General features: G+C 61.4%; 12 protein-coding genes and 2 pseudogenes. 9 read left to right on the plus strand and 5 right to left on the minus strand.

The genetic code is table 11. The annotated features are described in order from the left end of the window. Positions 1-3: 3 nt before the first annotated feature. Positions 4-1,806, minus strand: a complete 1,803-nt coding sequence (locus CKW15_RS25645) for an acyclic terpene utilization AtuA family protein (protein WP_095060745.1) — start codon at positions 1,804-1,806, stop codon at positions 4-6. Between the two features lie 178 nt (positions 1,807-1,984). Between CKW15_RS25645 and CKW15_RS25650 the strand changes: the two genes are divergently transcribed. The 3 genes and pseudogenes from CKW15_RS25650 to CKW15_RS25660 all read left to right on the plus strand — a co-directional run. Beyond that, positions 1,985-2,611 (plus strand): TetR/AcrR family transcriptional regulator, encoded by a 627-nt coding sequence (locus CKW15_RS25650; protein WP_095060744.1) that lies wholly within the window; start codon positions 1,985-1,987, stop codon positions 2,609-2,611. A 91-nt stretch (positions 2,612-2,702) separates the two neighbouring features. Continuing rightward, positions 2,703-3,521: an ABC transporter substrate-binding protein gene (locus tag CKW15_RS25655; protein ID WP_095060743.1), complete on the plus strand. Its 819-nt coding sequence runs from the start codon at positions 2,703-2,705 to the stop codon at positions 3,519-3,521. Positions 3,522-3,635: 114 nt separating this feature from the next. Beyond that, positions 3,636-4,274: pseudogene (locus CKW15_RS25660) on the plus strand (GNAT family N-acetyltransferase); the annotation flags it as partial. Between the two features lie 63 nt (positions 4,275-4,337). Here the strand turns inward: CKW15_RS25660 and CKW15_RS25665 are convergent. Further along, entirely contained in the window at positions 4,338-4,886 is a 549-nt protein-coding gene (locus CKW15_RS25665) for an RNA polymerase factor sigma-70 (RefSeq protein WP_095060741.1), read from the minus strand. Positions 4,887-5,258: 372 nt separating this feature from the next. On the opposite strand from CKW15_RS25665, the gene CKW15_RS25670 reads away from it, so the two are divergent. Beyond that, positions 5,259-18,257, plus strand: a complete 12,999-nt coding sequence (locus tag CKW15_RS25670; RefSeq protein WP_095152885.1) for a non-ribosomal peptide synthetase — start codon at positions 5,259-5,261, stop codon at positions 18,255-18,257. Between the two features lie 58 nt (positions 18,258-18,315). On the opposite strand, the gene dsbG is transcribed toward CKW15_RS25670, so the two are convergent. Genes dsbG through dsbD form a run of 3 tightly spaced genes read right to left on the minus strand, consistent with a single transcriptional unit; the run spans position 18,316 to position 21,649 of the window. Continuing rightward, positions 18,316-19,083, minus strand: a complete 768-nt coding sequence (dsbG, locus tag CKW15_RS25675; protein WP_095060737.1) for a thiol:disulfide interchange protein DsbG — start codon at positions 19,081-19,083, stop codon at positions 18,316-18,318. After that, positions 19,059-19,913 (minus strand): TlpA disulfide reductase family protein, encoded by an 855-nt coding sequence (locus CKW15_RS25680; RefSeq protein WP_095060735.1) that lies wholly within the window; start codon positions 19,911-19,913, stop codon positions 19,059-19,061. Before CKW15_RS25680 ends, dsbG begins: the two co-directional genes overlap by 25 nt. Then, a complete protein-coding gene (dsbD, locus tag CKW15_RS25685; protein ID WP_095060733.1) occupies positions 19,913-21,649 on the minus strand; it encodes a protein-disulfide reductase DsbD in 1,737 nt (578 codons plus the stop codon). The genes CKW15_RS25680 and dsbD overlap by 1 nt, the downstream gene beginning before the upstream one ends. Before the next feature lie 154 nt (positions 21,650-21,803). Here dsbD and CKW15_RS25690 point away from each other — a divergent pair, with 154 nt between their 5' ends. The 5 genes and pseudogenes from CKW15_RS25690 to CKW15_RS25710 all read left to right on the plus strand — a co-directional run. After that, positions 21,804-22,484 (plus strand): response regulator, encoded by a 681-nt coding sequence (locus tag CKW15_RS25690; RefSeq protein ID WP_095060731.1) that lies wholly within the window; start codon positions 21,804-21,806, stop codon positions 22,482-22,484. Then, entirely contained in the window at positions 22,481-23,806 is a 1,326-nt protein-coding gene (locus tag CKW15_RS25695; RefSeq protein ID WP_095152886.1) for an ATP-binding protein, read from the plus strand. The genes CKW15_RS25690 and CKW15_RS25695 overlap by 4 nt, the downstream gene beginning before the upstream one ends. A gap of 270 nt (positions 23,807-24,076) precedes the next feature. After that, positions 24,077-25,483: an aspartate aminotransferase family protein gene (locus CKW15_RS25700; RefSeq protein WP_095060727.1), complete on the plus strand. Its 1,407-nt coding sequence runs from the start codon at positions 24,077-24,079 to the stop codon at positions 25,481-25,483. 81 nt (positions 25,484-25,564) lie between these two features. Then, positions 25,565-25,792, plus strand: a complete 228-nt coding sequence (locus CKW15_RS25705; protein WP_095060725.1) for an MbtH family protein — start codon at positions 25,565-25,567, stop codon at positions 25,790-25,792. 197 nt (positions 25,793-25,989) lie between these two features. Continuing rightward, a pseudogene (locus CKW15_RS25710) lies at positions 25,990-26,150 on the plus strand (IS256 family transposase); the annotation flags it as partial.

The following is a 26,150-nucleotide window of genomic DNA, read 5'->3' on the forward strand; positions in this document are numbered from 1 at the left end:
CCTCTAGTTGACCTGGTCGGCGATGCGCTGCGGCACCGGAATCTGGATTTCCAGCAATTGCTGGGCGAAGGCCTTGCCTTGCGGGTCGATCCGCAGGCTGGCGATGCCACCGCCACCGAGGGCGTTCTCCAGCAGAAAATTCAGGCTGTGGCTGGCGGGCAAATACCAGCGTTCGACTCGCCCGAAAATCGGGTCGAGGACATGGCTCATCCAGTCGACGATCACTTCCGGGGTCAAGGCTTCGGCGATCCACGGCAGGTATTCTGGATCACGGGCCATGACGCCGATGTTGCTGTGATTGCCCTTGTCGCCGGAGCGCGCGACCGCGAGTTTGATCAAGGCCACGCTGGCGTCGGCGCGACCATCGGGTTTGGGTGGCTCGACCGGTATGGGCAGGTCGTGGGTGTCGAGCGCGTCCAGGGCGGGCAAGGCACACGGGTGACGACGGCCCATGAAATCAATGTCCAGCGTGCAGGCGGTTTTGTCGATCAGGAACGAGAACAGCCGGATCAGCGGATACACCGTCGGCCGGCCACCGACAATCCCGGTCAGCCCCGGCGCCATGCCGGTAGCGGCCTGAGCAATTTCCCGAGAGAACATGATCAACGCCTGCTTGTTCGGATGACGCACCGCGAGCTTGATCACCACTTCGCGAGTGTCCCGGCGCTGGCCGTGGGGGCCATAAGTGGCCTCGCTGCCGAGCAGTTCGATATTCACTTCGCTGTACGGTGCCCAACCGCGTTGACTGAACATGTCCGAGGTCTTGTTGATGATTGCGTCGCTGACCCGCCGGGCCTTGTCGTGCGCATCGATACCGGCGATCAGACAACTGGCGGTGCAGCGAAAGCCGTCCGGATACGTCGCGCTGACCTTGTACTGAGCGGTCGGCGGCAAGCCTTTTGCGCCGTGGACCCGGACCGCGTTCTTGCCCTGTTGCTGTAGTTTTACTTGAGTGAAATCGCAGACCACATCGGGCAGCAGATAGGCCCGTGGGTCACCGATCTCATAGAGCATTTGTTCGCCAACGGTCAGCGGCGTGATCAACCCGCCGGAGCCTTCCGGTTTGCTGACGACAAATTGGCTGTCGGCGCTGACCTCGACGATCGGGAAGCCGATGTGCTCGTAATCGGGCACGTCGCGCCAATCGGTAAAGTTGCCGCCGGTGCACTGGGCGCCACATTCGATGATATGCCCGGCCAGCGCGGCCTGGGCCAGTTTGTCGTAGTCGTGCCACGACCAGCCGAACTCATGCACCAGCGCGGCGCTGACCACGGCGCTGTCGACCACGCGGCCGGTGATGACGATGTCCGCCCCCAGGCGCAAGGCCTCGACGATGCCCGGCGCACCGAGGTAGGCGTTGGTTGACACGCACATCGGCGGCAATGGCGCGCCGTTGAACATTTCATGAATGCCCAGGCTGCCCAGTTGCTTGAACTGCGGTTGCAGGTCATCCCCCAGCAGCACGGCAATTTTCAGCGTCACGCCGGCCTTGTCGCAGGCGGCTTGCAGGGCGGCGGCACACGCCTGTGGATTGACCCCGCCGGCATTGCTGATGACGCGGATGTTTTGTTCGGCAAGCCGTTGGAGCAGAGGGCTGAGGACCTCGATGAAGTCGCCTGCATAACCCGCCTGAGGGTCTTTCATGCGGGCACCGGCCATGATCGACATCGTGATTTCTGCCAGGTAATCAAAGACCAGATAGTCCAGGTGCCCGTGCTCCACCAGTTGCGCGGCCGCGGTCGAGGTGTCGCCCCAGAAGGCGCTGGCGCAACCAATGCGAATCGTTTCAGGCGTAGTCCGTTGCATAGCCACCTCCAACCGAAGTGCAGCGACATTACCAAGCAAGCGCTTGGTTTGTAAATCCTCGAATGTTTCTTCTTCCCAAGCGCTTGCTTGGTTGCGGCCGTCAGCTTAAATTGCCCGCGCAACCCCAATGTTTCAGGGGGATCGGCGTATCGGATTGATCGACTGTAGGAGAGAATGCGTGGACGAGCAAAAAGCCCTGAGCGTCATGCGCGAATTGGTCGACAGCGGCCAGTTGACCGATCCGGACAGCGCCCGTGGCAAGCTGCTGCAAGTGGCGGCTCATCTGTTCCGCAATAAAGGCTATGAACGCACGACGGTACGCGACCTGGCCGGCGCTGTGGGCATTCAGTCCGGAAGCATTTTTCATCACTTCAAGAGCAAGGACGAAATCCTGCGGGCAGTGATGGAGGAAACCATTCGCTACAACACCGCGTTGATGCGCGCGGCCATCGCCGAGGCCGGCAGTGTGCGCGAGCAGGTGTTGGCGCTGATTCGCTGTGAATTGCAGTCGATCATGGGCGGCAGCGGCGAGGCCATGGCGGTGCTGGTCTACGAATGGCGGTCGCTGTCCGAGGACGGCCAGGCCAAGGTACTGGCGCTGCGGGATATTTACGAAGACATCTGGTTGCAAGTGCTGGGTGAGGCCAAGAGCGCCGGGTTTATCCGGGGTGATGTGTTCATCACGCGACGGTTTCTGACCGGGGCCTTGTCCTGGACCACGACCTGGTTTCGCGCCGATGGCAGCATGAGCCTCGATCAATTGGCCGAAGAGGCGTTGATTCTTGTACTTGAGGGGAAGCAATAAGCTTGTAATGGCTGGCCAAATGCTGGCTAATTGGACGGAACGCCTGGTTTTAATGCATTGATGCTGTTTTATCGGGGAGTGGGTTGTTTTGATGGGGTTGCCAATCCGGACAGTCTCGCGGCTTTTGCTGGTGACGCTTGCGGCATTAACGATGATGCCATCCCAGGCCGCACAACTGGTGCGCGTGGGTGCCGCTCACTTTCCGCCTTACACCGTACGCCCGGAGTCCGGGGCCGACACGGGATTGCTGCCGCAACTGATCCAGGCGCTCAACGCTTCACAAACCGACTACCAGTTCGTGGTGGTGCCCACCTCCATCCCCCGGCGTTTCGGTGATTTCCTGCAGGGCCGGATCGACATGGCAATCTTCGAAAATCCCGCCTGGGGTTGGGACAGTGTTCCCCACGTCGCCGTCGACATGGGGCTGGAAGATGCCGAGGTCTTTGTCGCGCAACGCCAGCTCGATCGACAGCAAAACTACTTTGCCGACCTGACCGGCAAACGTCTGGCGTTGTTCAGCGGCTATCATTATGAATTCGCCAATTTCAATGCCGACCCCCAGTACCTTGCGAAAAACTACAAGGCCACGCTGACCTATTCCCACGACAGCAATCTGTTGATGGTATTGCGCGGGCGCGCCGACATTGCACTGCTGACGCGCTCATACCTGAGCGATTATTTTTTGCGCAACGATCATGTCGCCGAACAGTTGCTGGTGTCCGAGCGCGTCGACCAGATCTATCACCACTACGCCATTCTGCGTCCGGCAGCGCCCATCAGCGGCGAGACCTTCGGCAACTTGCTGCAAGCCCTGCGCGAGAATGGCCAGATGCTGAAGATCTTCGGCCCGTACAAGATTGTGGTGGTACCGATCCCTCCCGCTGAAAAGGCCCCCACAGTCGCGAACTGACGGACTTCCCCTAAATTTTCCCCTGCGGCTCACGTCACATCGTTGAACTGTCGACGATTATCGCGAGCCCGACCCATGCCCAATTTGAATGACCTCAACGCCCTGCACTTGCCGACCGGCAGCTGTCCGCAGCAAATGATCGTGAGCGCTGGCAAGCGACATCCTCTACGGCCGGTCAAACCCGATGGTGAAGTCTATCGCCGCTTCGATGCGCGTTTGGGCATGTGGGTGTCCCTGCGCACATTGGACATCGAACAGGATCTGGTGCGTTTCAATTGTTGGCAGAACAACCCGCGTGTCGCGAGTTTCTGGCAGGAGGAGGGCAGCCTCGAACAGCATCGCGATTACCTGAGCAAACTCGAAGCCGATCCCCATACCCTGACGTTGATTGGCTGCTTTGACGACCAGCCGTTTGCCTATTTCGAAGCCTACTGGGCCAAGGAAGATCGCATTGCGCCGTTCTATGACGCAGCCGATTACGACCGTGGCATTCACATGCTGGTGGGCGAGGAAAATCACCGTGGACCGCACAAGGTGGTGAGCTGGTTATCGGCGCTGGTTCATTACCTTTTTCTCGATGATCCGCGCACGCAGCGGGTCGTCGCCGAACCTCGCGCCGATAACGCGAAGATGATCGGTTACATGCAGGATCAAGGTTTCCGCTGCGAAAAAGAATTCGACTTCCCGCACAAGCGCGCGGCCTTGATGGTGTTGGGGCGTGAGGTTTTTTTTGATCGGTGCGAATTAGCGTAGAAGTAAAAGATCGCAGCCTTCGGCAGCGCCTGCAGACGTGGACCGAAGGCTGCGATCTTTTATTCAGTGGCGGGCAGAAGACTCACCACGACTGACCGACACCTTGCGGCAATGCACCAAGGCATCACGAATCATGAAGTTCACCAGGGTCGGCGAAACACCCAATTCCTTGGCGATATCTTTTTGCGGCACGCCGTGCAAGCGGTACATCTCGAAGGCATAGCGGGTGCGGCTCGGCAGCTCCGTCAGCGCATCGGCGATGTGTTCCAGGGTCGAGAAGTTGATGTGCGACGTTTCCGGTGATGCGCCTTGAATCACCACGTTCAGGCCTTCCTCTTCAGGCCCGGAATACTTCTGCTCCAGCGCCTGCTTGCGGTAGTGATCGATCGCCAGGTTACGCACGATCTGGAACAGATAGCTGAGCTGCGCCTTGATCGAACTGGTGATTTGCGGCGCTGATTGCAAGCGGAAGAAGGCGTCCTGCACGACATCTTCGGCACGGGAGCGGCAGCCGGTAATTCGCGCTGCGATCTTCACCAGAATTAATCGATTATCGACAAAAGCCTGAAGTAGCGGTGTATCGCACCTGCTTGTGGACACTGGTTCCATCATGGAAATCACCCTGCTGCCAAAAGGTTTGTGGGACGGGGTAAACCGGGGGCCGTCCTACACATCGAGCGACAAATTAGGCTTAATGATAATGATTGTCAAATGAGAAGAAGAACTAATGCGCTACAAAGGTGCAGAGTGAGAACTGCGACACGCTGACGCAGGCCGGCCCGTCTGGCGTCCAGGCTTGGCGACTAATTATTTCAGAACGTCATCCGTTCTCATTGGTGAATGGACCCGGGCAACTGTCCCGGTGACAACCGCATTCCCAATGCCTTGCGCGGTCGGCGAAGACCGCGTCCTGCGTGCCTCCCGATGGGGCGCGACGCCAGAAAACCGATTCCAATTGCAAGCCGAAATCAGGCAGGAAACCTCATGACCGACGCGTTCGAACTCCCCAGCACAATGGTCCAAGCCCTCCAGCGCCGTGCGGCCCTGACGCCGGATCGGGTGGCCTTGCGTTTTCTCGCCGAAACCCCGGACCAGGCTGCGGTGCTCAGTTATCGCGAACTGGATCTACGCGCGCGGACCATTGCCAGCGCGTTGCAGGCCGAGGCTGATTTTGGCGACCGTGCGGTACTGCTGTTTCCCAGTGGGCCTGATTACGTGGCTGCATTTTTCGGCTGCCTGTACGCCGGTGTCATCGCCGTGCCGGCCTATCCGCCGGAGTCGACCCGTCGTCATCATCAGGAGCGTTTGCTGTCGATCATTGGCGATGCCGAGCCGCGTCTGCTGCTGACCAGCGCTGACCTGCGCGATGTGTTGGCGAAAATCGAGGGCGCGCCGCCGCTGCTGTGCGTCGATACGCTCGATACCGACATGGCCGAGCGCTGGGTCGAGCCGCCGTTGCAAGACGATCACATCGCGTTCTTGCAATACACCTCCGGCTCCACCGCGCTGCCTAAAGGCGTGCAAGTCAGCCACGGCAATCTGGTCGCCAATGAGCTGTTGATTCGTCACGGTTTCGGTATCGACCTCAACCCTGACGACGTGATCGTCAGCTGGTTGCCGCTGTACCACGACATGGGCCTGATCGGTGGTTTGCTGCAACCGATTTTCAGCGGCGTGCCGTGTGTGTTGATGTCGCCCGCGTACTTTCTGGGTCGACCCTTGCGCTGGCTCGAAGCGATCAGCGATTACGGCGGCACCATCAGCGGCGGGCCGGATTTTGCCTATCGCCTGTGCAACGAACGGGTCAGTGAGTCGGCCTTGCAACGCCTCGACCTGAGCGGCTGGCGCGTGGCGTACTCCGGGTCCGAACCGATTCGTCTCGATACCCTCGAAAGCTTCGCCGAAAAGTTCGCGACCTGCGGTTTTTCCGCGGACAGCTTCATGGCGTCCTACGGTTTGGCCGAGGCCACGCTGTTCGTCGCTGGCACCCCACGCGGGCAAGGTATTGGCAGCCTGCGCGTTGACGATCAGGCCCTGACGCAAAACCGCGCCGAACCGGGCGAGGGCAGTGCGATCATGAGCTGCGGCATCCATCAGCCGGATCATGCGGTGTTGATCATCGATCCGGCGTCGCTCGGTGAACGGGCGGACAACAGCGTCGGAGAAGTCTGGGCCAGCGGGCCGAGCATCGCCCAAGGTTACTGGTGCAACCCTGAGGCGTCGGCCAAAACCTTTGTCCAGCATGCCGGTCGCACCTGGCTGCGCACCGGTGACCTGGGCTTCATGCGCAACGGTGAACTGTTCATCACCGGTCGCCTGAAAGACATGCTGATCGTTCGCGGCCACAACCTCTATCCGCAGGACATCGAGCAAACCATCGAGCGTGAAGTGGAGGTGGTGCGCAAAGGTCGCGTCGCCGCATTTGCGGTTTCCATCGACGGACTGGAAGGCATCGGCATTGCCGCCGAAATCAGTCGCAGCGTGCAAAAAATTCTACCGCCAGACGCCGTGATCAAAGCCATTCGTCAGGCCGTTGCCGAGGCCTGTCAGGAAGCGCCGAGCGTGGTGGTGCTGCTAAATCCGGGCGCATTGCCCAAGACGTCCAGCGGCAAGCTGCAACGCTCGGCGTGCCGCAATCGCCTGGCGGACGGCAGCCTCGACAGCTATGCAGTGTTTCCGTCAATGGCGCCTGAAAGCACCGGCAACCTCGAATCCGGATCCGACCTGCAAACCCTGATCGCCCGGATCTGGTGCGAGCAGTTGCAGGTCCGGCAGATCGGCGCCGATGATCATTTCTTCCTGCTCGGCGGCAACTCCATTGCGGCCACCCAAGTGGTTGCGCGGTTGCGCGAGGAACTCGCTCTGGAGCTGAACCTGCGCCTGTTGTTCGAAGCACCGACCCTCGGCGCATTCACTGAGGTGGTGGCCTGCCAGCAACAGGACGGCGGACTGGCCCAAGGCGCGATCACACCGTTGTCACGCGTCGAAGCGATGCTGCAATCCCTGGCCCAGAACCGTTTGTGGATCACCTGGCAACTCGACCCGCACAGCAGCGCCTACAACATTCCCGGTGCCTTGCGCCTGCGCGGCGAACTGGATGAAGACGCCTTGCGCGCCAGTTTCCAGCAGTTGATCGAGCGTCACGAATCCTTGCGCACGCGGTTCTTCGAGCGCGACGGCGTGGCGTTGCAGCAGGTGATTGCGGCGGGTGAGTTCAACCTGCAAATGATCGACATCAGCGATCTGCCGATGGCCGAGCGTGAAGCCCGCGCGCAACAAATCCGCGAGGATGAAGCGCACACCCAGTTCGATCTGGAGAAAGGCCCGTTGCTGTGGGTGACCCTGTTGCGCCTCGACGACGAGGATCATCAACTGCTGGTGACGATGCACCACATCATCGCGGACGGCTGGTCGCTGAACGTGTTGATCGACGAGTTTTCCCGTTTATACGCGGCCGCCAGCCAAGGACAGCCCGCGACACTGGCACCGTTGCCCACGCAATACGCCGATTACGGCAGCTGGCAACGCCAATGGCTGGCGCAGGGCGAAGGCGAACGGCAACTGGCGTATTGGAAAGCACAACTGGGCGATGAGCATCCGACCTTGAGCCTGGCCACCGATCATCCACGTTCGGCACAACCACAGCACAGCGCTGCGCGTCACACCGCGCGGTTGGATACGGCCCAGAGCGCGGCGATTCGTCGGACTGCGCAGGCCCATGAGTCAACGTCGTTCATGCTGCTGCTCGCCGCATTCCAGACGTTGTTGCACCGCTACAGCGGCCAGCGTGATATCCGCATCGGCGTGCCGAACGCCAACCGTCCACGCCTGGAAACCCAGGGCCTGATCGGCTTCTTCATCAACACTCAGGTGCTGCGCGCCGAGGTGGATCCGCGGTTGCCGTTCGTTGAACTGCTGGCGCAAACACGGCTGGCGGCGTTGGGCGCACAGGCCCATCAGGATCTGCCGTTCGAACAACTGCTCGAAGCGTTCCCGCAGGCGCGTGAACAAGGCCTGTTCCAGGTGATGTTCAATCACCAGCAGCGCGACCTCAGCGCATTGAAGCGCTTGCCGGGCCTGCTGGCCGAAGAGCTGCCGTGGCACAGCCGCGAAGCCAAGTTCGATTTGCAGTTGCACAGTGAAGAAGACCGCAACGGTCGCCTTAGCCTGTCGTTCGACTACGCCAGCGAGTTGTTCGATGGCGCGACCATTGAGCGTTTGGCGGCGCACTTCAACAACCTGTTGCGTGACGTCTGCGAGCGTCCGCAAACCGCCCTCGGCGATTTGCGATTGCTGACTGAGTCCGAGATTGATCAGCAAGCGGATTGGGCTGCTGCACCGTGCACGCCGGCCAGTCTGTGGTTGCCGGAATTGCTTAACGAGCAAGCACGCCAGACGCCCGAGCGTACTGCGCTGCTGTGGGACGGCGGCCAGATGGACTTCGCCGAACTGCACGCTCGGGCCAATCGCCTGGCCCATTACCTGCGCGACAAAGGGGTTGGCCCGGATGTCTGCGTGGCGATTGCCTGCGAGCGTTCGCCGCAATTGCTGATCGGCCTGTTGGCGATCATCAAGGCCGGTGGCGCCTACGTACCGCTGGACCCGGATTACCCGGCCGAGCGCCTGGCCTACATGCTCGGCGACAGCGGCGTGCAATTGCTGTTGACCCAAACCCCATTGCTCAACCGCTTGCCGGCCAGCGAAGGCGTCAGCGTGATCGCCATGGACGCCCTGCATCTGGACGGCTGGCCGAGTCATGCTCCGGGCTTGCACCTGCACGGCGACAACCTTGCGTATGTGATTTACACCTCAGGTTCCACCGGGCAACCCAAAGGCGTCGGCAACACCCATGCGGCACTCGCCGAACGACTGCAATGGATGCAGGACACCTATCGCCTGAACCACACCGACGTGCTGATGCAAAAGGCGCCGATCAGTTTCGACGTGTCGGTGTGGGAATGCTTCTGGCCACTGATCACGGGCGCACGCCTGGTGATCGCCGGCCCGGGAGAACACCGCGATCCCCATCGCATCGCGCAGTTGGTCCAGCAGTTCGGCGTGACCACGCTGCACTTCGTGCCGCCGCTGCTTTCGCTGTTTATCGACGAAGCGCTGACCGCTGAATGCAGCAGCCTGCGTCGCGTGTTCTCGGGTGGCGAAGCGTTGCCCGCCGAACTGCGCAACCGCGTGTTGGCACAACTACCCGCCGCGCAATTGCACAACCGCTACGGCCCGACCGAGACGGCGATCAACGTCACCCACTGGCATTGCACCCGCGCCGATGGCGAGCGCTCGCCGATTGGCCGGCCGCTGGGGAATGTGATCTGCCGAATCCTCGACAGCGATCTCAACCCTGTCCCGGCCGGGGTGCCGGGTGAGTTGTGCATCGGCGGCGTTGGGTTGGCGCGAGGTTACCTGGGCCGTGCGGGGTTGACCGCCGAACGTTTCGTGGTCGATCCATTGGGCGAGCAGGGCGAACGTCTCTACCGTACAGGTGACCGTGCGCGCTGGACCGCCGAGGGCGTGATCGAGTACCTCGGTCGCCTCGATCAGCAGGTGAAGCTGCGTGGTTTTCGCGTCGAACCGGAGGAAGTCGAAGCGCGTTTGTTGGCCCAAGCTGGCGTCACCCAAGCCGTGGTGCTGGTGCGCAAAACCGCGGCGGGTGGTCAACTGATCGGCTACTACACAGCGATGGATGGCGACGAAAGCGAAGACGCTCAAACGGCTCGCCTGAAAATTGCCCTTGCCGCCGAACTGCCGGAATACATGGTGCCTGCGCAGCTGATGCGTCTGGACGAAATGCCCCTCAGCCCAAGCGGCAAACTCGACCGCCGCGCCTTGCCGGAACCGCAGTGGCAGGTTCGTGAGCACGTCGAGCCAGTGACGGAACTGGAGCAACAGATCGCCGGTATCTGGCGCGAAGTGTTGGGGCTGGCGCAAGTCGGTTTGCGCGATGACTTCTTCGCCCTCGGCGGTCATTCCCTATTGGCCACGCAAATCATCTCCCGCACCCGCCAGGCCTGCGACGTCGAGTTGCCCCTGCGTACATTGTTCGAGAACAGCGAGTTGGGCGAATTTGCCGAACAGGTGCGCCGGATCCACGCCAGCGGCAGCACCAACCAGCAGCCGCCCATCGAGAAAGTCGACCGCAGCCAACCTGTGCCGTTGTCCTATTCCCAGCAACGCATGTGGTTCCTCTGGCAGATGGAGCCGGATAGCCCGGCCTACAACGTCGGCGGCATGGCGCGGTTGCGCGGGGTGCTGGATGTCGCGCGTTTCGAAGCGGCGCTGCAAGCGCTGATCCTGCGTCACGAAACCCTGCGCACCACGTTCCCGAGTATCGACGGCGTCGCTCGCCAACAGGTGCACGCGGAAACCGGCGTGCGCATGGCGTGGAAGGACTTCACCGCACTGGATGCCGAAGGCCGCGAATGGCAGGTCCAGCAACTGGCCGACGACGAAGCGCACCAGCCGTTTGATCTGGAAACCGGACCGCTTCTGCGCGCGAGCCTGGTCAAGACTGCCGAGCAGGAACACTACTTCGTACTGACCTTGCACCACATCGTCACCGAAGGCTGGGCGATGGACATTTTCGCCCGGGAATTGAGTGCGTTGTACGAAGCGTTCGTGGATGATCGCGAGTCGCCGCTGCAACCGCTGCCGGTGCAATACCTGGATTACAGCGTGTGGCAACGTCAGTGGCTGGAATCCGGTGAGCGCCAGCGCCAACTCGACTACTGGACCACACAACTGGGCCGCGAGCATCCGCTGCTGGAGTTGCCCGCCGACCGCCCGCGTCCACCGGTGCAAAGCCATCAGGGCGAACTGTACCGTTTCGATCTCAGCGATGAACTCGCGGCAAAGGTCCGCGCCTTCAACGCGCAAAACGGCCTGACGCTGTTCATGACCATGACCGCTGCATTGGCCACTTTGCTGTACCGCTACAGCGGCCAGACCGATTTGCGCATCGGTGCGCCAGTGGCCAACCGCATTCGCCCGGAAAGCGAAGGGCTGATCGGTGCGTTCCTCAATACCCAGGTGCTGCGCTGCCAACTTGACGGGCAGATGTCCGTGGGCGAGTTGTTCGAGCAGGTACGTCACACCGTGATCGAAGGCCAGTCCCATCAGGACCTGCCGTTCGATCATCTGGTGGAAGCTTTGCAGCCGCCGCGCAGTACGGCGTACAACCCTTTGTTCCAGGTGATGTGCAACGTGCAGCGCTGGGAATTCCAGCAGAGCCGCACCCTGGCCGGCATGACGGTCGAGTACTTGGCCAACGATGCGCGGGCGACCAAGTTTGATCTCAACCTGGAAGTCACCGATCTCGACCATCGCCTGGGTTGCTGCCTGACTTACAGCACCGATCTGTTCGACGAGCCGCGCATCGCACAAATGGCCGCGCACTGGCGAAATCTGCTGGAAGCGCTGATTGCCGGTCCGCAACAGCGTCTCAGTGAATTGCCGCTGTTGGACGCCAGCGAACAACAATATCTGCTCGACAGTCTTGGCGTCGAGCCGGGCGAGCATCGACTCGACCAGTGCATTCATCAGCTGTTCAGCGAACAGGCACTGGCGCGCCCCGATGCACCGGCGTTGACCTTCGCCGGACAAACACTGAGCTACGCCGAACTCGACAGCCGAGCCAATCGTCTCGCGTGGATGCTGCGTGAGCGTGGCGTCGGTCCGCAGGTGCGCGTGGGGCTGGCGCTTGAGCGTTCACTGGAAATGGTCGTCAGTCTGCTGGCGATCCTCAAGGCCGGCGGCGCCTATGTGCCACTGGACCCTGAATACCCGCTCGACCGTTTGCATTACATGATCGAAGACAGTGGCATCGGTTTGCTGCTCAGTGATGCGGCGATGTTCAAAGCCCTGGGGGAATTGCCACCTTCGGTTGCCCATTGGTGCCTGGAGGAAGACACGGCAAAACTGGCCGACTACCCGACAACCGAGCTGCCATTCATCAATCTGCCGCAGCATCAGGCGTACCTGATCTATACCTCGGGCTCCACTGGCAAGCCGAAAGGTGTGGTGGTGTCCCACGGCGAAATCGCCATGCACTGCCGCGCCGTGATCGAGCGCTTCGGCATGCGCCCGGACGACTGCGAACTGCATTTCTATTCGATCAACTTCGATGCCGCTACCGAACGCTTGCTGGTGCCATTGCTGTGCGGTGCTCAAGTGGTGCTGCGCGCCCAAGGCCAATGGGATGCCGAAGAAATCTGCGGACTGATCCGTACCCACCACATCAACGTGCTTGGCTTCACCCCAAGCTATGGCAGCCAGTTGGCGCAATGGCTGGCGACTCAGGGCGATACCTTGCCGGTGCGCATGATCATCACCGGTGGCGAAGCGCTGACCGGCGAACACCTGGCGCGTATTCGTGCAGCGTTCAAACCGAATCTGTTTTTCAACGCTTACGGTCCAACCGAAACCGTGGTCATGCCGCTGGCCAGCCTTGCGCCCGAGGTGTTGGAAGAAGGCTTGGGCAGTGTGCCGATCGGCAGCGTGATCGGCGACCGCGTGGCGTACATCCTTGATGCCGACATGGCATTGGTTCCGCAGGGCGCGACGGGCGAACTGTTCGTCGGTGGCGCTGGCCTGGCGCAGGGTTATCACCAACGAGCGGGGATTACGGCAGAACGCTTTGTCGCCGATCCGTTTGCCGGCAATGGCGGGCGCATGTACCGCACGGGCGACCTGGTGCGCCAGCGCGCCGATGGCCTGGTGGAATACCTCGGTCGTATCGACCATCAAGTGAAGATTCGTGGTTTCCGTATCGAGCTGGGCGAAATCGAAACCCGGCTGCTGGAGCATGAATCGGTTCGCGAAGCCGTTGTGTTGGCGCTCGACGCGCCGAGCGGCAAACAGTTGGTTGGCTATCTGGTGACGGACGTCGCCGAACAGGACGAAGCGCAGCAATCGGTTTTGCGCGAAGCCCTCAAGGCGCATCTGAAGGCACAATTGCCGGATTACATGGTGCCGACGCACCAGATCCTGCTGGCCAGCATGCCGCTGACCGCCAACGGCAAACTCGACCGACGCGCCTTGCCGGCACCGGACCCGGAGCTGAACCGTCAACGCTACGTGGCGCCGAGCAACGAGCTCGAGGTCACGCTGGCGCAGATCTGGTGCGAAGTGCTGAACGTCGAACAGGTTGGCATCAACGATAACTTCTTCGAACTGGGCGGCGACTCCATCCTGTCGATCCAGGTGGTCAGCCGGGGGCGGCAACAGGGTATTCACTGCAGCCCACGCGATTTGTTCCAGCACCAGACCGTGCAGACCCTCGCCGCCGTGTCGACTCGCACTGAACAAATCACTGCCGAGCAAGGGTTGCTCAGTGGTGAATCACACCTGACGCCGATCCAGCACTGGTTCTTCGACACCGACATCCCGCAGCGTCAACACTGGAACCAGGCGTTGTTGCTGCAACCGACTGCGCCTCTGGAGCCCCATCGCCTGGAGCAAGCACTGCTGGCGGTGATTGAACAGCATGATGCGTTGCGCCTGCGCTTCGACAAAGTGGGTGGCCAATGGCATGCGGCCCATCAGGCGATTTTCGATACCCCGGTGTTGTGGCAGATGCGGGTTTCGTCCATGGACAAATGTGCCGCGCTGTTCGCCGATGCCCAACGCAGCCTCGACCTTAACGACGGACCGTTGATGCGCGTGCTGCTGGTCGATGGCCCCGAGGGTCAGCAACGCCTGTTCATTGCGATTCATCACTTGGTGGTCGATGGCGTTTCCTGGCGCATTCTGCTGGACGATCTGCAAACCGTGTACCGCCAACTCGACGCGCAACAGTCAGTGAAACTGCCGGCCAAAACCAGCGCCTTCAAGGACTGGGCCGCACGTTTGCACGCCTATGCCGGCAGCGAATCCCTGCGTGAAGAATTGGGTGGGTGGCAAACTCAACTGGCCGGGCCGAACGCCGAGTTGCCGTGTGATCGTCCCGAGGGCGGTCGGCAGAACCGGCATGCGCAAACCGTCAGCGTACGCCTCGACAGCGAGCGCACCCGGCAATTGCTGCAACAGGCGCCAAGCGCTTATCGCACCCAGGTCAACGACTTGCTGCTGACGGCGTTGGCCCGCGTGGTGTGTCGCTGGAGCGGTCATGAATCGGCGCTGATTCAACTGGAAGGCCACGGCCGCGAAGCGCTGTTCGACGAGATCGACCTGACCCGCACCGTCGGTTGGTTCACCAGCGCTTACCCGCTGCGCCTGACCCCGTCGAACATTAAGGAGGGCGCAGGGCAGGGCGCGTCGATCAAGGCCATCAAGGAACAGTTGCGCGCCGTGCCGCACAAAGGCCTGGGGTATGGCGTGCTGCGTTACCTCGCCGATGACCTGAGTCGCCAGCGCATGGCCGAGTTGCCGGTGGCGCCGATCACCTTCAACTACCTCGGTCAGTTCGACCAGAGTTTTGGCGCGGAGGCGCTGTTCCTTCCGCTCGATGAACCTGTCGGCGCGGCCCACGATCCGAAAGCACCGTTGCCCAATGAGTTGAGTGTCGACAGTCAGGTTTACGGTGGTGAACTGCTGTTGCGCTGGACCTTCAGCGCCGAACGCTACGATCCGCAAACTATCAACGAACTGGCAGTCGCTTATGTTGGCGAACTGCAAAGCCTGATCGAGCATTGCCTGCGCGAAGATGCCGGAGGCCTGACGCCGTCGGACTTCCCGCTGGCGAAACTCAGCCAGACGCAACTGGATGCACTGCCGATTCCGGCCGCTGTCATCGAAGACGTCTACCCGCTGACCCCGATGCAGGAAGGCATGCTGCTGCACACCTTGCTGGAGCCGGGCACCGGCCTGTATTACATGCAGGATCGCTACCGCATCAACAGCGATCTCGATCCGCAGCGTTTCGCCCAGGCCTGGCAAGCGGTGATCGCCCGGCATGAAGCACTGCGCGCGTCGTTCTGCTGGAACGTCGGCGAAGACATGCTGCAAGTGATCCACAAACCGGGCAGCACGCCGATCGAATATCTCGACTGGAGCGCTATTGCCGAAGCCGAGCAAGAGCCGAAGCTGCAAACCTTGCTCAAGACCGAACGCGAGGCCGGGTTCGATCTGCTCAACCAGGCACCGTTCCACTTGCGCCTGATCCGGGTTGGCGCAGCGCGTTACTGGTTCATGATGAGCAATCACCACATCCTCATCGATGCCTGGTGCCGCTCGTTGTTGATGAACGATTTCTTCGAAATCTACACCGCCCTCGGTGAAGGCCGGGAAGCGCAATTGGCCGTGCCGCCGCGCTATCGCGACTACATCGGCTGGCTGCAACGCCAGAGCCTGTCCGAAGCGCGGCAGTGGTGGAAAACCAACCTGCAAGGTTTCGAGCGGACCACGCCAATCCCGAGCGACCGGCCGTTCCTGCGTGAACATGCCGGCGACAGCGGCGGCATGATCGTCGGCGACCGCTACACCCGGCTCGACGCCCGTGACGGCGCGCAATTGCGCGAACTCGCCCAGGCGCATCAGTTGACCATCAACACCTTCGCCCAAGCGGCGTGGGCGCTGGTGCTGCGCCGCTTGAGCGATGATCGCGATGTGCTGTTCGGCGTCACGGTGGCGGGTCGCCCGGTGGAGATGCCGCAGATGCAGCGCACCGTCGGCCTGTTCATCAACAGCATCGCCCTGCGGGTGAAAATGCCTGAGGACGATCAGCGTTGCAGCGTGCGCCAGTGGCTGACCGGGCTGCTCGACAGCAACATGCAACTGCGCGAGTACGAATACCTGCCGCTGGTGAGCATTCAGGAAAACAGCGAATTGCCCAAGGGCCAGCCACTGTTCGACAGCCTGTTCGTGTTCGAAAACGCCCCGGTGGAAGTCTCGGTGCTGGACCGTGCACAAAGCCTTAACGCGACTTCCGATTCGGGCCGCACCCACACCAATTTCCCGCTGACGGCGGTCTGCTATCCGGGGGATGACCTGGGCTTGCACCTGTCCTACGACCGGCGTTACTTCGATGAGTCGACGGTCGAGCGCATGCTCGGCGAGTTCAAGCGGTTGCTGTTGGCGTTGGTCGAAGGCTTCCACGGCGACATGGCTGACCTGCCGTTACTCGGCGTCGAGGAGCAGGAATTCCTGATTCACGGTTGTAACCAGAGCGAGCACGAGTATCCGCTAGAGACCAGTTATGTCGAGTTGTTCGAAGCACAGGTTGCCGAGCATCCGCAGCGGATTGCCGCCAGTTGCCTCACGCAACAGCACAGTTATTTCGAGCTGAACCAGCGCAGCAACCGTCTCGGACATGCGCTGATTGCCGGCGGTGTCGGGCTGGATCAACCGGTGGCGTTGCTGGCGGAACGTAATCTCGACCTGCTCGGGATGATCATCGGTAGCTTCAAGGCGGGCGCAGGTTATCTGCCGCTGGATCCGGGGCTGCCGAGTCAGCGCTTGAGTCGCATCATCGATCTGAGCCGCACGCCGTTGCTGGTCTGCACCGAAGCGTGTCGCGAGCAGGCTGTCGCGCTGCTGGAAGAATTCGGCTGCGCCAATCGCCCTCGCTTGTTGGTTTGGGAAACTGTGCAGGCAGCTGACTTTTCGGTGAGCAACCCGGGCATTTACAGCGGCCCGGACAACCTCGCTTACGTGATCTACACCTCCGGTTCTACCGGGTTGCCGAAGGGCGTGATGGTCGAACAGCGCGGCATGCTCAACAACCAGTTGAGCAAGGTGCCGTATCTGAATCTGAGTGAAGCCGACGTGATCGCGCAAACTGCGTCGCAAAGCTTCGACATTTCCGTCTGGCAGTTCCTTGCTGCGCCGTTGTTCGGCGCGCGGGTCGACATTGTGCCGAACACCATCGCCCATGATCCGCAGGGTTTGTTGGCGCACGTGCAGAGCCAGGGCATCACCGTGCTGGAAAGCGTGCCGTCGCTGATCCAGGGCATGCTCGCCCAGGAACGCATGAGCCTCGACGGCTTGCGCTGGATGCTGCCGACCGGTGAGGCCATGCCGCCAGAACTCGCACATCAATGGCTGTTGCGTTACCCGCAGATCGGTTTGGTGAACGCCTACGGTCCGGCGGAATGCTCGGATGACGTGGCGTTTTTCCGTGTTGATATCGCCTCGACACGCGGCAGCTACTTGCCGATCGGCATGCCGACCGACAACAACCGTTTGTACTTGCTGGACGGCGCGCAGGAGCTGGTGCCGCTGGGTGCGGTGGGTGAGTTGTGCGTTGCGGGCACGGGGGTAGGGCGCGGTTATGTCAGTGACCCGCTGCGCACTGCGCAGGTGTTTGTACCGGACCCGTTCGGCGCGCCGGGTGATCGTTTGTACCGCACCGGCGACCTGGCTCGTCGGCGCAGTGACGGCGTACTGGAATACGTCGGGCGCATCGACCATCAGGTGAAGATTCGCGGCTACCGCATTGAGTTGGGCGAAATCGAAGCGCGCCTGCATGAGCAAGCCGAAGTCCGTGATGCTGCCGTTGGCGTGCAGGAAGGCACGAATGGCAAGCATCTGGTGGGTTATCTGGTGGCGGCTGATTCAACGCTCAATCCCGTCGAACGACTGGAGCGCATCAAGCAACGCCTGCGCGCCGAACTGCCCGAATACATGGTGCCGCTGCACTGGTTGTGGCTCGACAAAATGCCGCTTAACGCCAACGGCAAACTCGACCGCAAGGCCCTGCCGGCGCTGGACATCGGCCAGACGCAGAGCCAAGACTATCAAGCGCCGCGCAGTGATCTGGAGCAAACCCTGGCCGCTATCTGGGCCGAGGTGCTGAAGGTCGAGAAAGTCGGCATTCGCGACAACTTCTTCGAACTGGGCGGGCATTCGCTGCTGGCCACGCAGATCGCCTCCCGTGTGCAGAAAACCCTGCAACGGGATGTGCCACTGCGGGCGATGTTCGAGTGCAGTACGGTGGAAGAACTGGCCGGGTACATCGAAGGGTTGGCGGCCAGCGATATCACTGAAGAGAAGGTGGATCGGTTGAATGATTTGATGGCGGAGCTGGAGGGGTTTTGATTCTCTAGCGTCTGGATTGGCCTCTTCGCTGGCTTGCCAGCGAAGGCGTCGATGCGTGTTACTTCGGCCCGAGAATCTTCCCCAACGTTTCCGGCGACGGCGCACCTTGCTGTTGTTGCAACTCGCCCTTGGCGTCCATATAGAAAATCGCCGGAGTGGCCTGCAGCTCCAACTCTTCCATCAACTGCATGTTGGCCGCCAGTTTGGCCTGAACGGCTGGCGGCACTTCCTTCAGCGCCTTGAGCGAGCTGCTCTTGCCCGCCGCTTCATGTTCTTGCAGGGCTTTTTGCGGGTCTTTGGCAGCAAGCAGTGCGGCGGACTTGCCCGGGCTGTCTTCGCGGATGATGCCGACCATGATGTGGCGCAACTGCACTTTGCCGGACTTGACCCATGGCCGCGCCTGTTCCCAGAACACATTGCAGTACGGGCAGTTCGGATCGCTGAACAGGTACACCACGCGCGGGGCGTCCTTGTTGCCGTCGCCAATCCAGTTGCTCGCTTCGAACTTGCTCCAGACCTCCTTGGACATCGGCGCGTACACCAGCTTCTGCAACGGCGCGCTGGTCAAGTCGTTGCCCTCGGCGTCATACAGATTGCCCAGCAGCACATGCTTGCCATCCGGGGTCAGGTACAACGCCATGCCGCGGTTCTGGTATTGCGCGGCGTAACCGCGCAAGCCGTCGGGTGCGTCGAACCGGCCGACGATTTTCGCGCCTTTGGCTTCGATCTTCTTGATCGCCTCGGGCAGCTCTTCGGCCTGCACCGACGGCAGGTGCAGCAGGGCGGCACCGAGGCTCAGGGTCAGCAGGTGGCGGAGGCGGGGCATGGCAATTTCCTTGAAGAAGTGGCGGGGACAGTGTCGAAGTTTTCCAGGGCGCGAGCCAGGCTGGCTTCCGAGAGTTCGCCCAGATGGCTGCCCAGCAGGCGACCTTCGGGGCTGTAGAACAGCGTAGTCGGCAACGCCATGGAGCCAACGGCCTGACCCAAACGACCTCCGCCGTCGAACAGCACGTTGGACAGGCTCAGGCCCTGGGTTTCCAGGAAGGTCGCGACGCTTTGCATGCTTTCGGCCTGATTGATGAACAGAAAGGTCAGGTCCGACCGGGCTTGCTGGGCATTTTCCAGCACCGGCATTTCCCGGCGACACGGTGGGCACCAGGTGGCCCAGAGATTGATCACCAACGGGCCGCCCTTGTAGTCGGCCAGTTTCACGGTTTCACCGGCGGCGTTGCGCAAAGTGATTTCCGGCAGGCGCGTGCCTTGTTCGTAAATCGACAGGGAAAACGTTGCGAGCACCCAGAACGCCAGGCCGCTGGCCACGCCAAACCCCAATGGGCGTCTCAAGCCTGGGCGTCGCCAGCCACGATACAAGGTCGCAAGCAGCACCACGATCACGCCGGGCCAGGCGAGGAAACCGCCGTCACGCAAGTCGATGATCTGCCACGGATCGTTGCGATAGTGCATCCAGTAAGCGACCACGAAACCGACCCGGGCCGCGAGCATGCCCAGTAAAAACAGGCTGAACAGCGCCGACTCGGGATTCTCGCCACCACGCTTGGCCACCCGCCAGCCGACAAAAGTCGCCAGCGCCAATGCACTGATCAGCAGCAGGTGATTAAGCGCGATGGCAAAGGTGCCGAGGGTGAGTGTCAGCATTAACGGGCGTCTCGGGTGGTGGTCCAGCGTTGCAGGAACGTATCGGCATCGACCTCGCCGGTGATGCGCTGGCTGCGACGCTCCTCGCCGTCAGCGCCGATCCACAGCAGGCTCGGTGGCCCCGGCACTTTGTAACGGCTAAGCAGTTCGCGGCTGGCGGCATTGTCGGCGGTGACGTCCAGCCGGAGCAAGCGTACGTCGCTCAGGGCTTCCATGACTTTGGCTTTGCCGAACACCTGTTTCTCCATGACCTTGCACGACACGCACCAGTCGGCGTAATAGTCCAGCAGCACCCATTGACCCTGAGCCTGTGCAGCGTCGAGTTCACGCTGCAACGCTTGTGGATCCTTGAGGGTGGTGAAGGCGTCGTGACCGACCGGAGCGGCGGCAACCGCTGTGCCTGAAGCGCGAAACACCTGCAACGGCTTGAACAGATCATCGCTGCCGCCCGCCGCGCCGATCATCAACAGGCTGCCCCACACACCGAGCAGCAACGAGCTGGCACCGAACAGGTGGGCGATCCGTCCAAAACCGTCCGATTGTTTCCAGGCGCTGTAGGCTGCGACCAACAGCAGGGCGCCACAGAGACCGATCCACAGCGACTCATCCAGTACCGGACGCAGCATCAGCAATGCCGTGGCGAGGAACAGGAAGCCGAAAATACCTTTGACCAGATTCATCCAGGCGCCCGGTTTGGGCATGAAGCGGTTGCCGACAGTGACCAGCAACAGCAGCGGCACACCGATGCCAATCCCCATGGCGAACAGAATCAGCCCGCCGTGCAGCGCGTTACCGCTCTGCGCAATGTAGAGCAGGGCACCGGCCAGCGGAGCGGTCATGCACGGGCCGACCAGCAGACCGGACAACGCCCCCAGCACTCCCGCGCCAACCAGGCTGCCACCGCGTTGATTGCGCGAGACGTTTTCCAGGCGATCACGCACGGCCACCGGCAACTGCAATTCGAAGAAACCGAACATCGGCAAGGCCAGCAGCACGAAAATCGCCGCGAAACTGCCGAGCAACCAAGGGTTCTGCAGCAACGCTTGCAGATTCGCCCCTAGCATGGCGGCCAAAACACCCATCGCCGCGTACACCAGCGCCATGCTGACCACATAGCTACTGGCCAGGGCCAAACCACGTTTGGGCGTGGCGCCACTGCCCACGATCAGACCGGCCAGAATCGGCAGCATCGGCAGTGAACATGGGGTGAATGCCAGCAACAGCCCGAGGCCGAAAAACACCAGAAGGCTCCAGCCCAGAGCACGCTGTTGCAGGCCGCTGGCCAAGGCTTGATCCGGAGCTTCGGCGCCTGCATTCGTGACGTTGGTGTTGCCCAGATCGACAACTTTGGTTTGCGGCGGATAACACAAGCCGGCATCCGCGCAGCCCTGATAGCTCACTTTGACCTGACCGCTGGCACCCACCGGAACCTTCAGCTCCAGGCCTTGGCGGTAGACTTGCTGCTGACCGAAAAACTCGTCGCTGTGATCTTCGCCCACGGGCAACGTCGGTTTGTGTTCGGTCGGCAGACCGTCGAACTTCAGGCGCTGCTGGTACAGGTAATAACCGTCGGCAATCTGCCAATAGAGCTGGGTTTCACCAGATTCCAGACGTTCAGACGTAAACGTGAAGGCTTTCTCGACAGGGAGAAAATCGGGTTTTGTGTCAAACGGATTGGTCCCTGCCTGGGCCAGGCCCGAGATCAAGAAAGCGAAAAGTAAAAACAGTCGACGCATGGGTAAGCCTTTGCCCTGTGCAAGTGAGGTGCACAATGGGTGGTGTCGATTAACCGATGATTAACCGTGGCGGCCTTGTGGCGGTGGCGCTTGCGGCATAATGTCCGCTTAATCGGTCAAAGGCTTAATCTGCTTTATTTACAAGAGGCTCCCCATGCACGTACTGGTTTGCGAAGACGATGAGCTGATCGCCAGCGGCATCGTTGCCGGCCTGACCGCCCAGGGCCTGACGGTGGAACACGTCGCCACGGCGTCGGCGGCCCGGGCCATGCTCAAGGTGGCCGAATTCGACGTGATGGTGCTCGACCTCGGATTGCCCGATGAAGATGGCCTGAAATTGTTGCAGCAGTTGCGCCACAACGGTCTGGAATTGCCGGTGCTGATTCTCACGGCGCGGGACTCGGTCACCGATCGTGTTGATGGCTTGCAGGCCGGCGCCGACGACTACCTGCTCAAACCTTTCGACTTGCGCGAACTCGCTGCACGGTTGCATACCCTGTTGCGCCGGGTGGCGGGGCGCAGCGTCAACCTGATCGAACATGGCGCGTTGACGTACGACCCCAGCAGCCGCGAAACCCTGCTCGCCGGTCAGCCCGTAGACCTTTCGCGCCGCGAACAGTCGCTGCTGCAAGCCTTGTTGCACAACCGTGGCCGCGTGCTGTCGACCGAGCAGCTCAAGGACAGTGTCTACGGTTTCAACGACGAACTGGAAAGCAACGCCCTCAACGTCCACATCCATCACCTGCGGCGCAAACTCGGCAACGGGATTGTCGAGACCGTGCGCGGCTTGGGTTATCGCCTGGGGCCGGCTGATGGGGGAGAAGAGTCGAAGTGATGAGCCTGCGTTTGCGCTTGAGCCTGACGCTCGGCGCCGCTTTTGCGTTGATCTGGGCACTGGCTGCGGCCTGGATGCTCAGCGACCTGCGCAATCAGATGATGTTTTCCCTCGACCAGCGGCTGGTGGCATCGGCACGCATGGTCGCCGGCCTGATGGAGCAACTGCCGCCCGTGTCGAGCAAGGGCGAGGGCACCCATTTCAGCGCCGAGCAGTTGAACATTCCCGGTGGCATGGCCTGTCAGGTCAGCTCGTTGCGCGGTGAAATCCTGGCCCGCAGCCACACCGATCCGCAGCAAACCCTGGAAGCCGAGAAAATGGGCTTCCACGATCAGATGATCGACGGCGCACCGTGGCGCAGTTTCACCCTGGCCCGGGGCGATTTGCGCATCACCACGGCCGACCGCCAAATCGAGCGCGAAGCGTTGAACATGTCGATCCTGCTGGCCGCTTCGGTGCCGGTGGGCGTGGCGTTGCTCGGTTGCCTGTGCCTGCTCTGGCTGGGTATCGGCCAGGGGCTCGCGCCGCTCAACCGCATGCGCGATGCCTTGATGCGCCGCAGCCCCGACTCCCTGGAACCCTTGCATGTCCACCCATTGCCCAGTGAGCTGCAACCCTTGCTGGAAACCCAGAATCAGTTGCTGCTGCGCATCGGCAAGACCATCGAACGCGAGCGCCGCCTGACCGGTGATGCCGCCCACGAGCTGCGCAGCCCGTTGACCGCGATCAAGACCCACCTGCAAGTGGCGCGCATGACCGAAGGCACTGCCCGGGATCAGTCCCTGGCCCGCGCCGAGGAGGGTGCCGACCGCTTGCACCGGACCCTCGAACAATTGCTGTTGCTGGCGCGGGTCGAAGGCAGTCTGTCGTTCGACGACGGTGTGCAATGCAGCGCTGAACAAGTCGCGAAACTGGCGATTCAGGACGCGGCCAGTGGTGATCGCCAGCGTATCCGCTTCCAACCGCCGACCAAGGCTTCCAATGCACCGGTGCAAATGCCCGCCGTGCTGTCGATTGCGGCGCTGCGCAACTTGCTCGATAACGCCCTGCGCCATACGCCGGGTGACAAGGCAGTGGAGTTGAGCCTGGAAACAACCGGTGATCGCGTGCAGTTTGTGGTTCGCGATCACGGGCCGGGCATTGCCGAAGAAGATTTGCAGAACCTGACCCAACGCTTCTGGCGCAACGGCCAGAGCATCGGCTGCGGTCTGGGGCTGGCGATTGTCCAGGCCATCGTCCAGCGTTGCGGCTGCACGTTGCATTTCGACAGCCGCCCGGACGGCTTGCGCGTTGAGCTGACCATGCCGCTACAACCAGCCTGATAAATACCCAACCCCTTGTAGGAGCGAGCCTGCTCGCGATGACGTCGTGTCAGTCGACATCAATGTTGCCTGATACACCGCTATCGCGAGCAGGCTCGCTCCTACAAGGGCTTGGGGTGCCTCCGAGAAAGCCGCTCAAAAGTCTAAATCCTCTCGACGCTGATGCGTTTCCAGAACAGGAAAACCTGACAAGTGCGCCCCGTGAGCGGAATGCGCACCTGCCTGGTGTGCAGTTTTGGTCACTATCACAGCGTATTGAGGGGTCGAGAGATGTCAGTCGCTACCAGCCTTATCGAAGATCAGCCGGCCCGGGTCGCCCCGACCGAAACGCTTTATCAATTCGAAGAAACGCCCTTGCTGGCCCGCCAGAGCCGGCAGGAATCCAACGCCCGCAGCTACCCGCGACGCATACCCCTGGCGCTCAAGCGTGCCAGGGGCCTGTATGTCGAGGATGTCGAAGGCCGCACTTTTATCGACTGCCTGGCCGGCGCCGGAACACTGGCCCTTGGACACAACCACCCGGTCGTGATCGAAGCCATCCAGCAAGTGCTGAGCGATGAACTACCGCTGCACACGCTCGACCTGACGACACCGGTGAAAGATCAGTTTGTTCAGGATTTGTTCGGCCTGCTGCCACCGGCATTGGCCGCCGAAGCGAAGATCCAGTTCTGTGGCCCGACCGGCACCGATGCCGTGGAAGCCGCACTGAAACTGGTGCGCACCGCCACGGGTCGTAGCACCGTGCTGTCGTTTCAGGGCGGTTATCACGGCATGAGCCAGGGCGCGTTGAGCCTGATGGGCAGCCTGGGTCCGAAAAAGCCACTGGGCGCGTTGCTCAGCAGCGGCGTGCAGTTCATGCCATACCCCTACGATTACCGTTGCCCGTTCGGATTGGGCGGTACGCAGGGCATCAAGGCCAACCTGAACTACCTGGAAAACCTGCTCAACGATCCCGAGGCTGGCGTTCAATTACCCGCGGCCGTGATCGTGGAAGTGGTGCAGGGCGAGGGCGGGGTCATTCCGGCCGATCTGGACTGGTTACGCGGTTTGCGCCGGATCACCGAAAAGGCAGGGGTGGCGTTGATCGTCGACGAGATCCAGAGCGGATTCGCCCGCACCGGCAAGATGTTTGCCTTCGAACACGCCGGGATCACCCCCGATGTGGTGGTGATGTCCAAAGCCATCGGCGGCAGCCTGCCGCTGGCGGTGGTGATCTACCGCGACTGGCTCGACACCTGGCTGCCGGGTGCCCACGCCGGGACTTTTCGCGGCAACCAGATGGCGATGGCCGCCGGTTCCGCCGTCATGCGCTATCTGGTTGAGCACAGGGTGTGCGAACACGCCGCTGCGATGGGCGAGCGTCTGACCGAGCACTTGCGCATCCTGCAGCGCGACTTCCCGCAAATGGGCGACATTCGCGGTCGCGGCTTGATGCTGGGAGTGGAACTGGTCGATCCGGCCGGTGCGCGTGACGCTCTGGGCCATCCACCGGCTTTCGCGCGCCTGGCGCCGCTGGTTCAGCGTGAATGCCTCAAACGGGGCTTGATCCTGGAACTCGGCGGTCGGCATGGCGCGGTGGTGCGTTTCCTGCCGCCACTGGTGATCACCTCTGCGGAAATAGATCGGGTTGCCGAGATTTTCGGTCGGGCTTTGGCCGCTGCCACCACCACGCTCTAAATTTTCCGGCGCGTACATCGTTCCTTCTACATACCGGCTGCGCACACAGCGCAGCCCGCCCTACAACGATGGAGACATAGCATGACGTCAGTATTCGACCGCGAGGACATCCTCTTTCAGGTCGTGGTCAACCACGAAGAGCAATACTCGATCTGGCCCGACTACAAAGCCGTGCCACAAGGCTGGCGCACCGTGGGTAAAAGCGGGTTGAAAAAGGAATGCCTGGCCTACATCGAAGAGACCTGGACCGACATGCGTCCGTTGAGCCTGCGTCAGAAAATGGAAGAGCAGGCGTCTGTGGCGCACTGAGTCGTCGCGGCAAAAAGAAGCCCGCTGGACTGGTGACAGTCAGCGGGCTTTTTCAGGTCTGGAGTCTGTATTTGGATTGCCTTCGTGAGCAGGCTCGCTCCCTGTAGGAGCGAGCTTGCTCGCGATGAACGATAACGCGGTCCTGGGGGGTGTCAGAAATTTTGTGTTCGGGCATAACATGAGTAAGAGGTGCATGTATGCCAACCAAAAAGAAACCCGCGTTGCGAGAACTACCGAAAATCCCGAAAGAGCTGCTCGAGCAATTCACCGATGGACCGATGACCGCTGAAGCCATTGAGGACGCCTCTGCGGCGTTCAAGAAGGCTTTGATCGAGCGAGCCCTCAGTGCTGAGCTTGG

The sequence above is a fragment of the Pseudomonas sp. Irchel s3b5 genome, from assembly GCF_900187435.1.
Classification (GTDB): domain Bacteria; phylum Pseudomonadota; class Gammaproteobacteria; order Pseudomonadales; family Pseudomonadaceae; genus Aquipseudomonas.

Excerpts from the sequence above, each read along its gene's own strand:
- CKW15_RS25690 (WP_095060731.1), top strand. The coding sequence starts at position 21,804 with ATGCACGTACTGGTTTGCGAAGACGATGAGCTGATCGCCAGCGGCATC.
- dsbD (WP_095060733.1), bottom strand. The coding sequence starts at position 21,649 with ATGCGTCGACTGTTTTTACTTTTCGCTTTCTTGATCTCGGGCCTGGCC.
- CKW15_RS25670 (WP_095152885.1), top strand. The coding sequence starts at position 5,259 with ATGACCGACGCGTTCGAACTCCCCAGCACAATGGTCCAAGCCCTCCAG.
- CKW15_RS25705 (WP_095060725.1), top strand. The coding sequence starts at position 25,565 with ATGACGTCAGTATTCGACCGCGAGGACATCCTCTTTCAGGTCGTGGTC.
- CKW15_RS25665 (WP_095060741.1), bottom strand. The coding sequence starts at position 4,886 with ATGATGGAACCAGTGTCCACAAGCAGGTGCGATACACCGCTACTTCAG.
- CKW15_RS25700 (WP_095060727.1), top strand. The coding sequence starts at position 24,077 with ATGTCAGTCGCTACCAGCCTTATCGAAGATCAGCCGGCCCGGGTCGCC.
- CKW15_RS25645 (WP_095060745.1), bottom strand. The coding sequence starts at position 1,806 with ATGCAACGGACTACGCCTGAAACGATTCGCATTGGTTGCGCCAGCGCC.
- dsbG (WP_095060737.1), bottom strand. The coding sequence starts at position 19,083 with ATGCCCCGCCTCCGCCACCTGCTGACCCTGAGCCTCGGTGCCGCCCTG.
- CKW15_RS25655 (WP_095060743.1), top strand. The coding sequence starts at position 2,703 with ATGGGGTTGCCAATCCGGACAGTCTCGCGGCTTTTGCTGGTGACGCTT.
- CKW15_RS25680 (WP_095060735.1), bottom strand. The coding sequence starts at position 19,913 with ATGCTGACACTCACCCTCGGCACCTTTGCCATCGCGCTTAATCACCTG.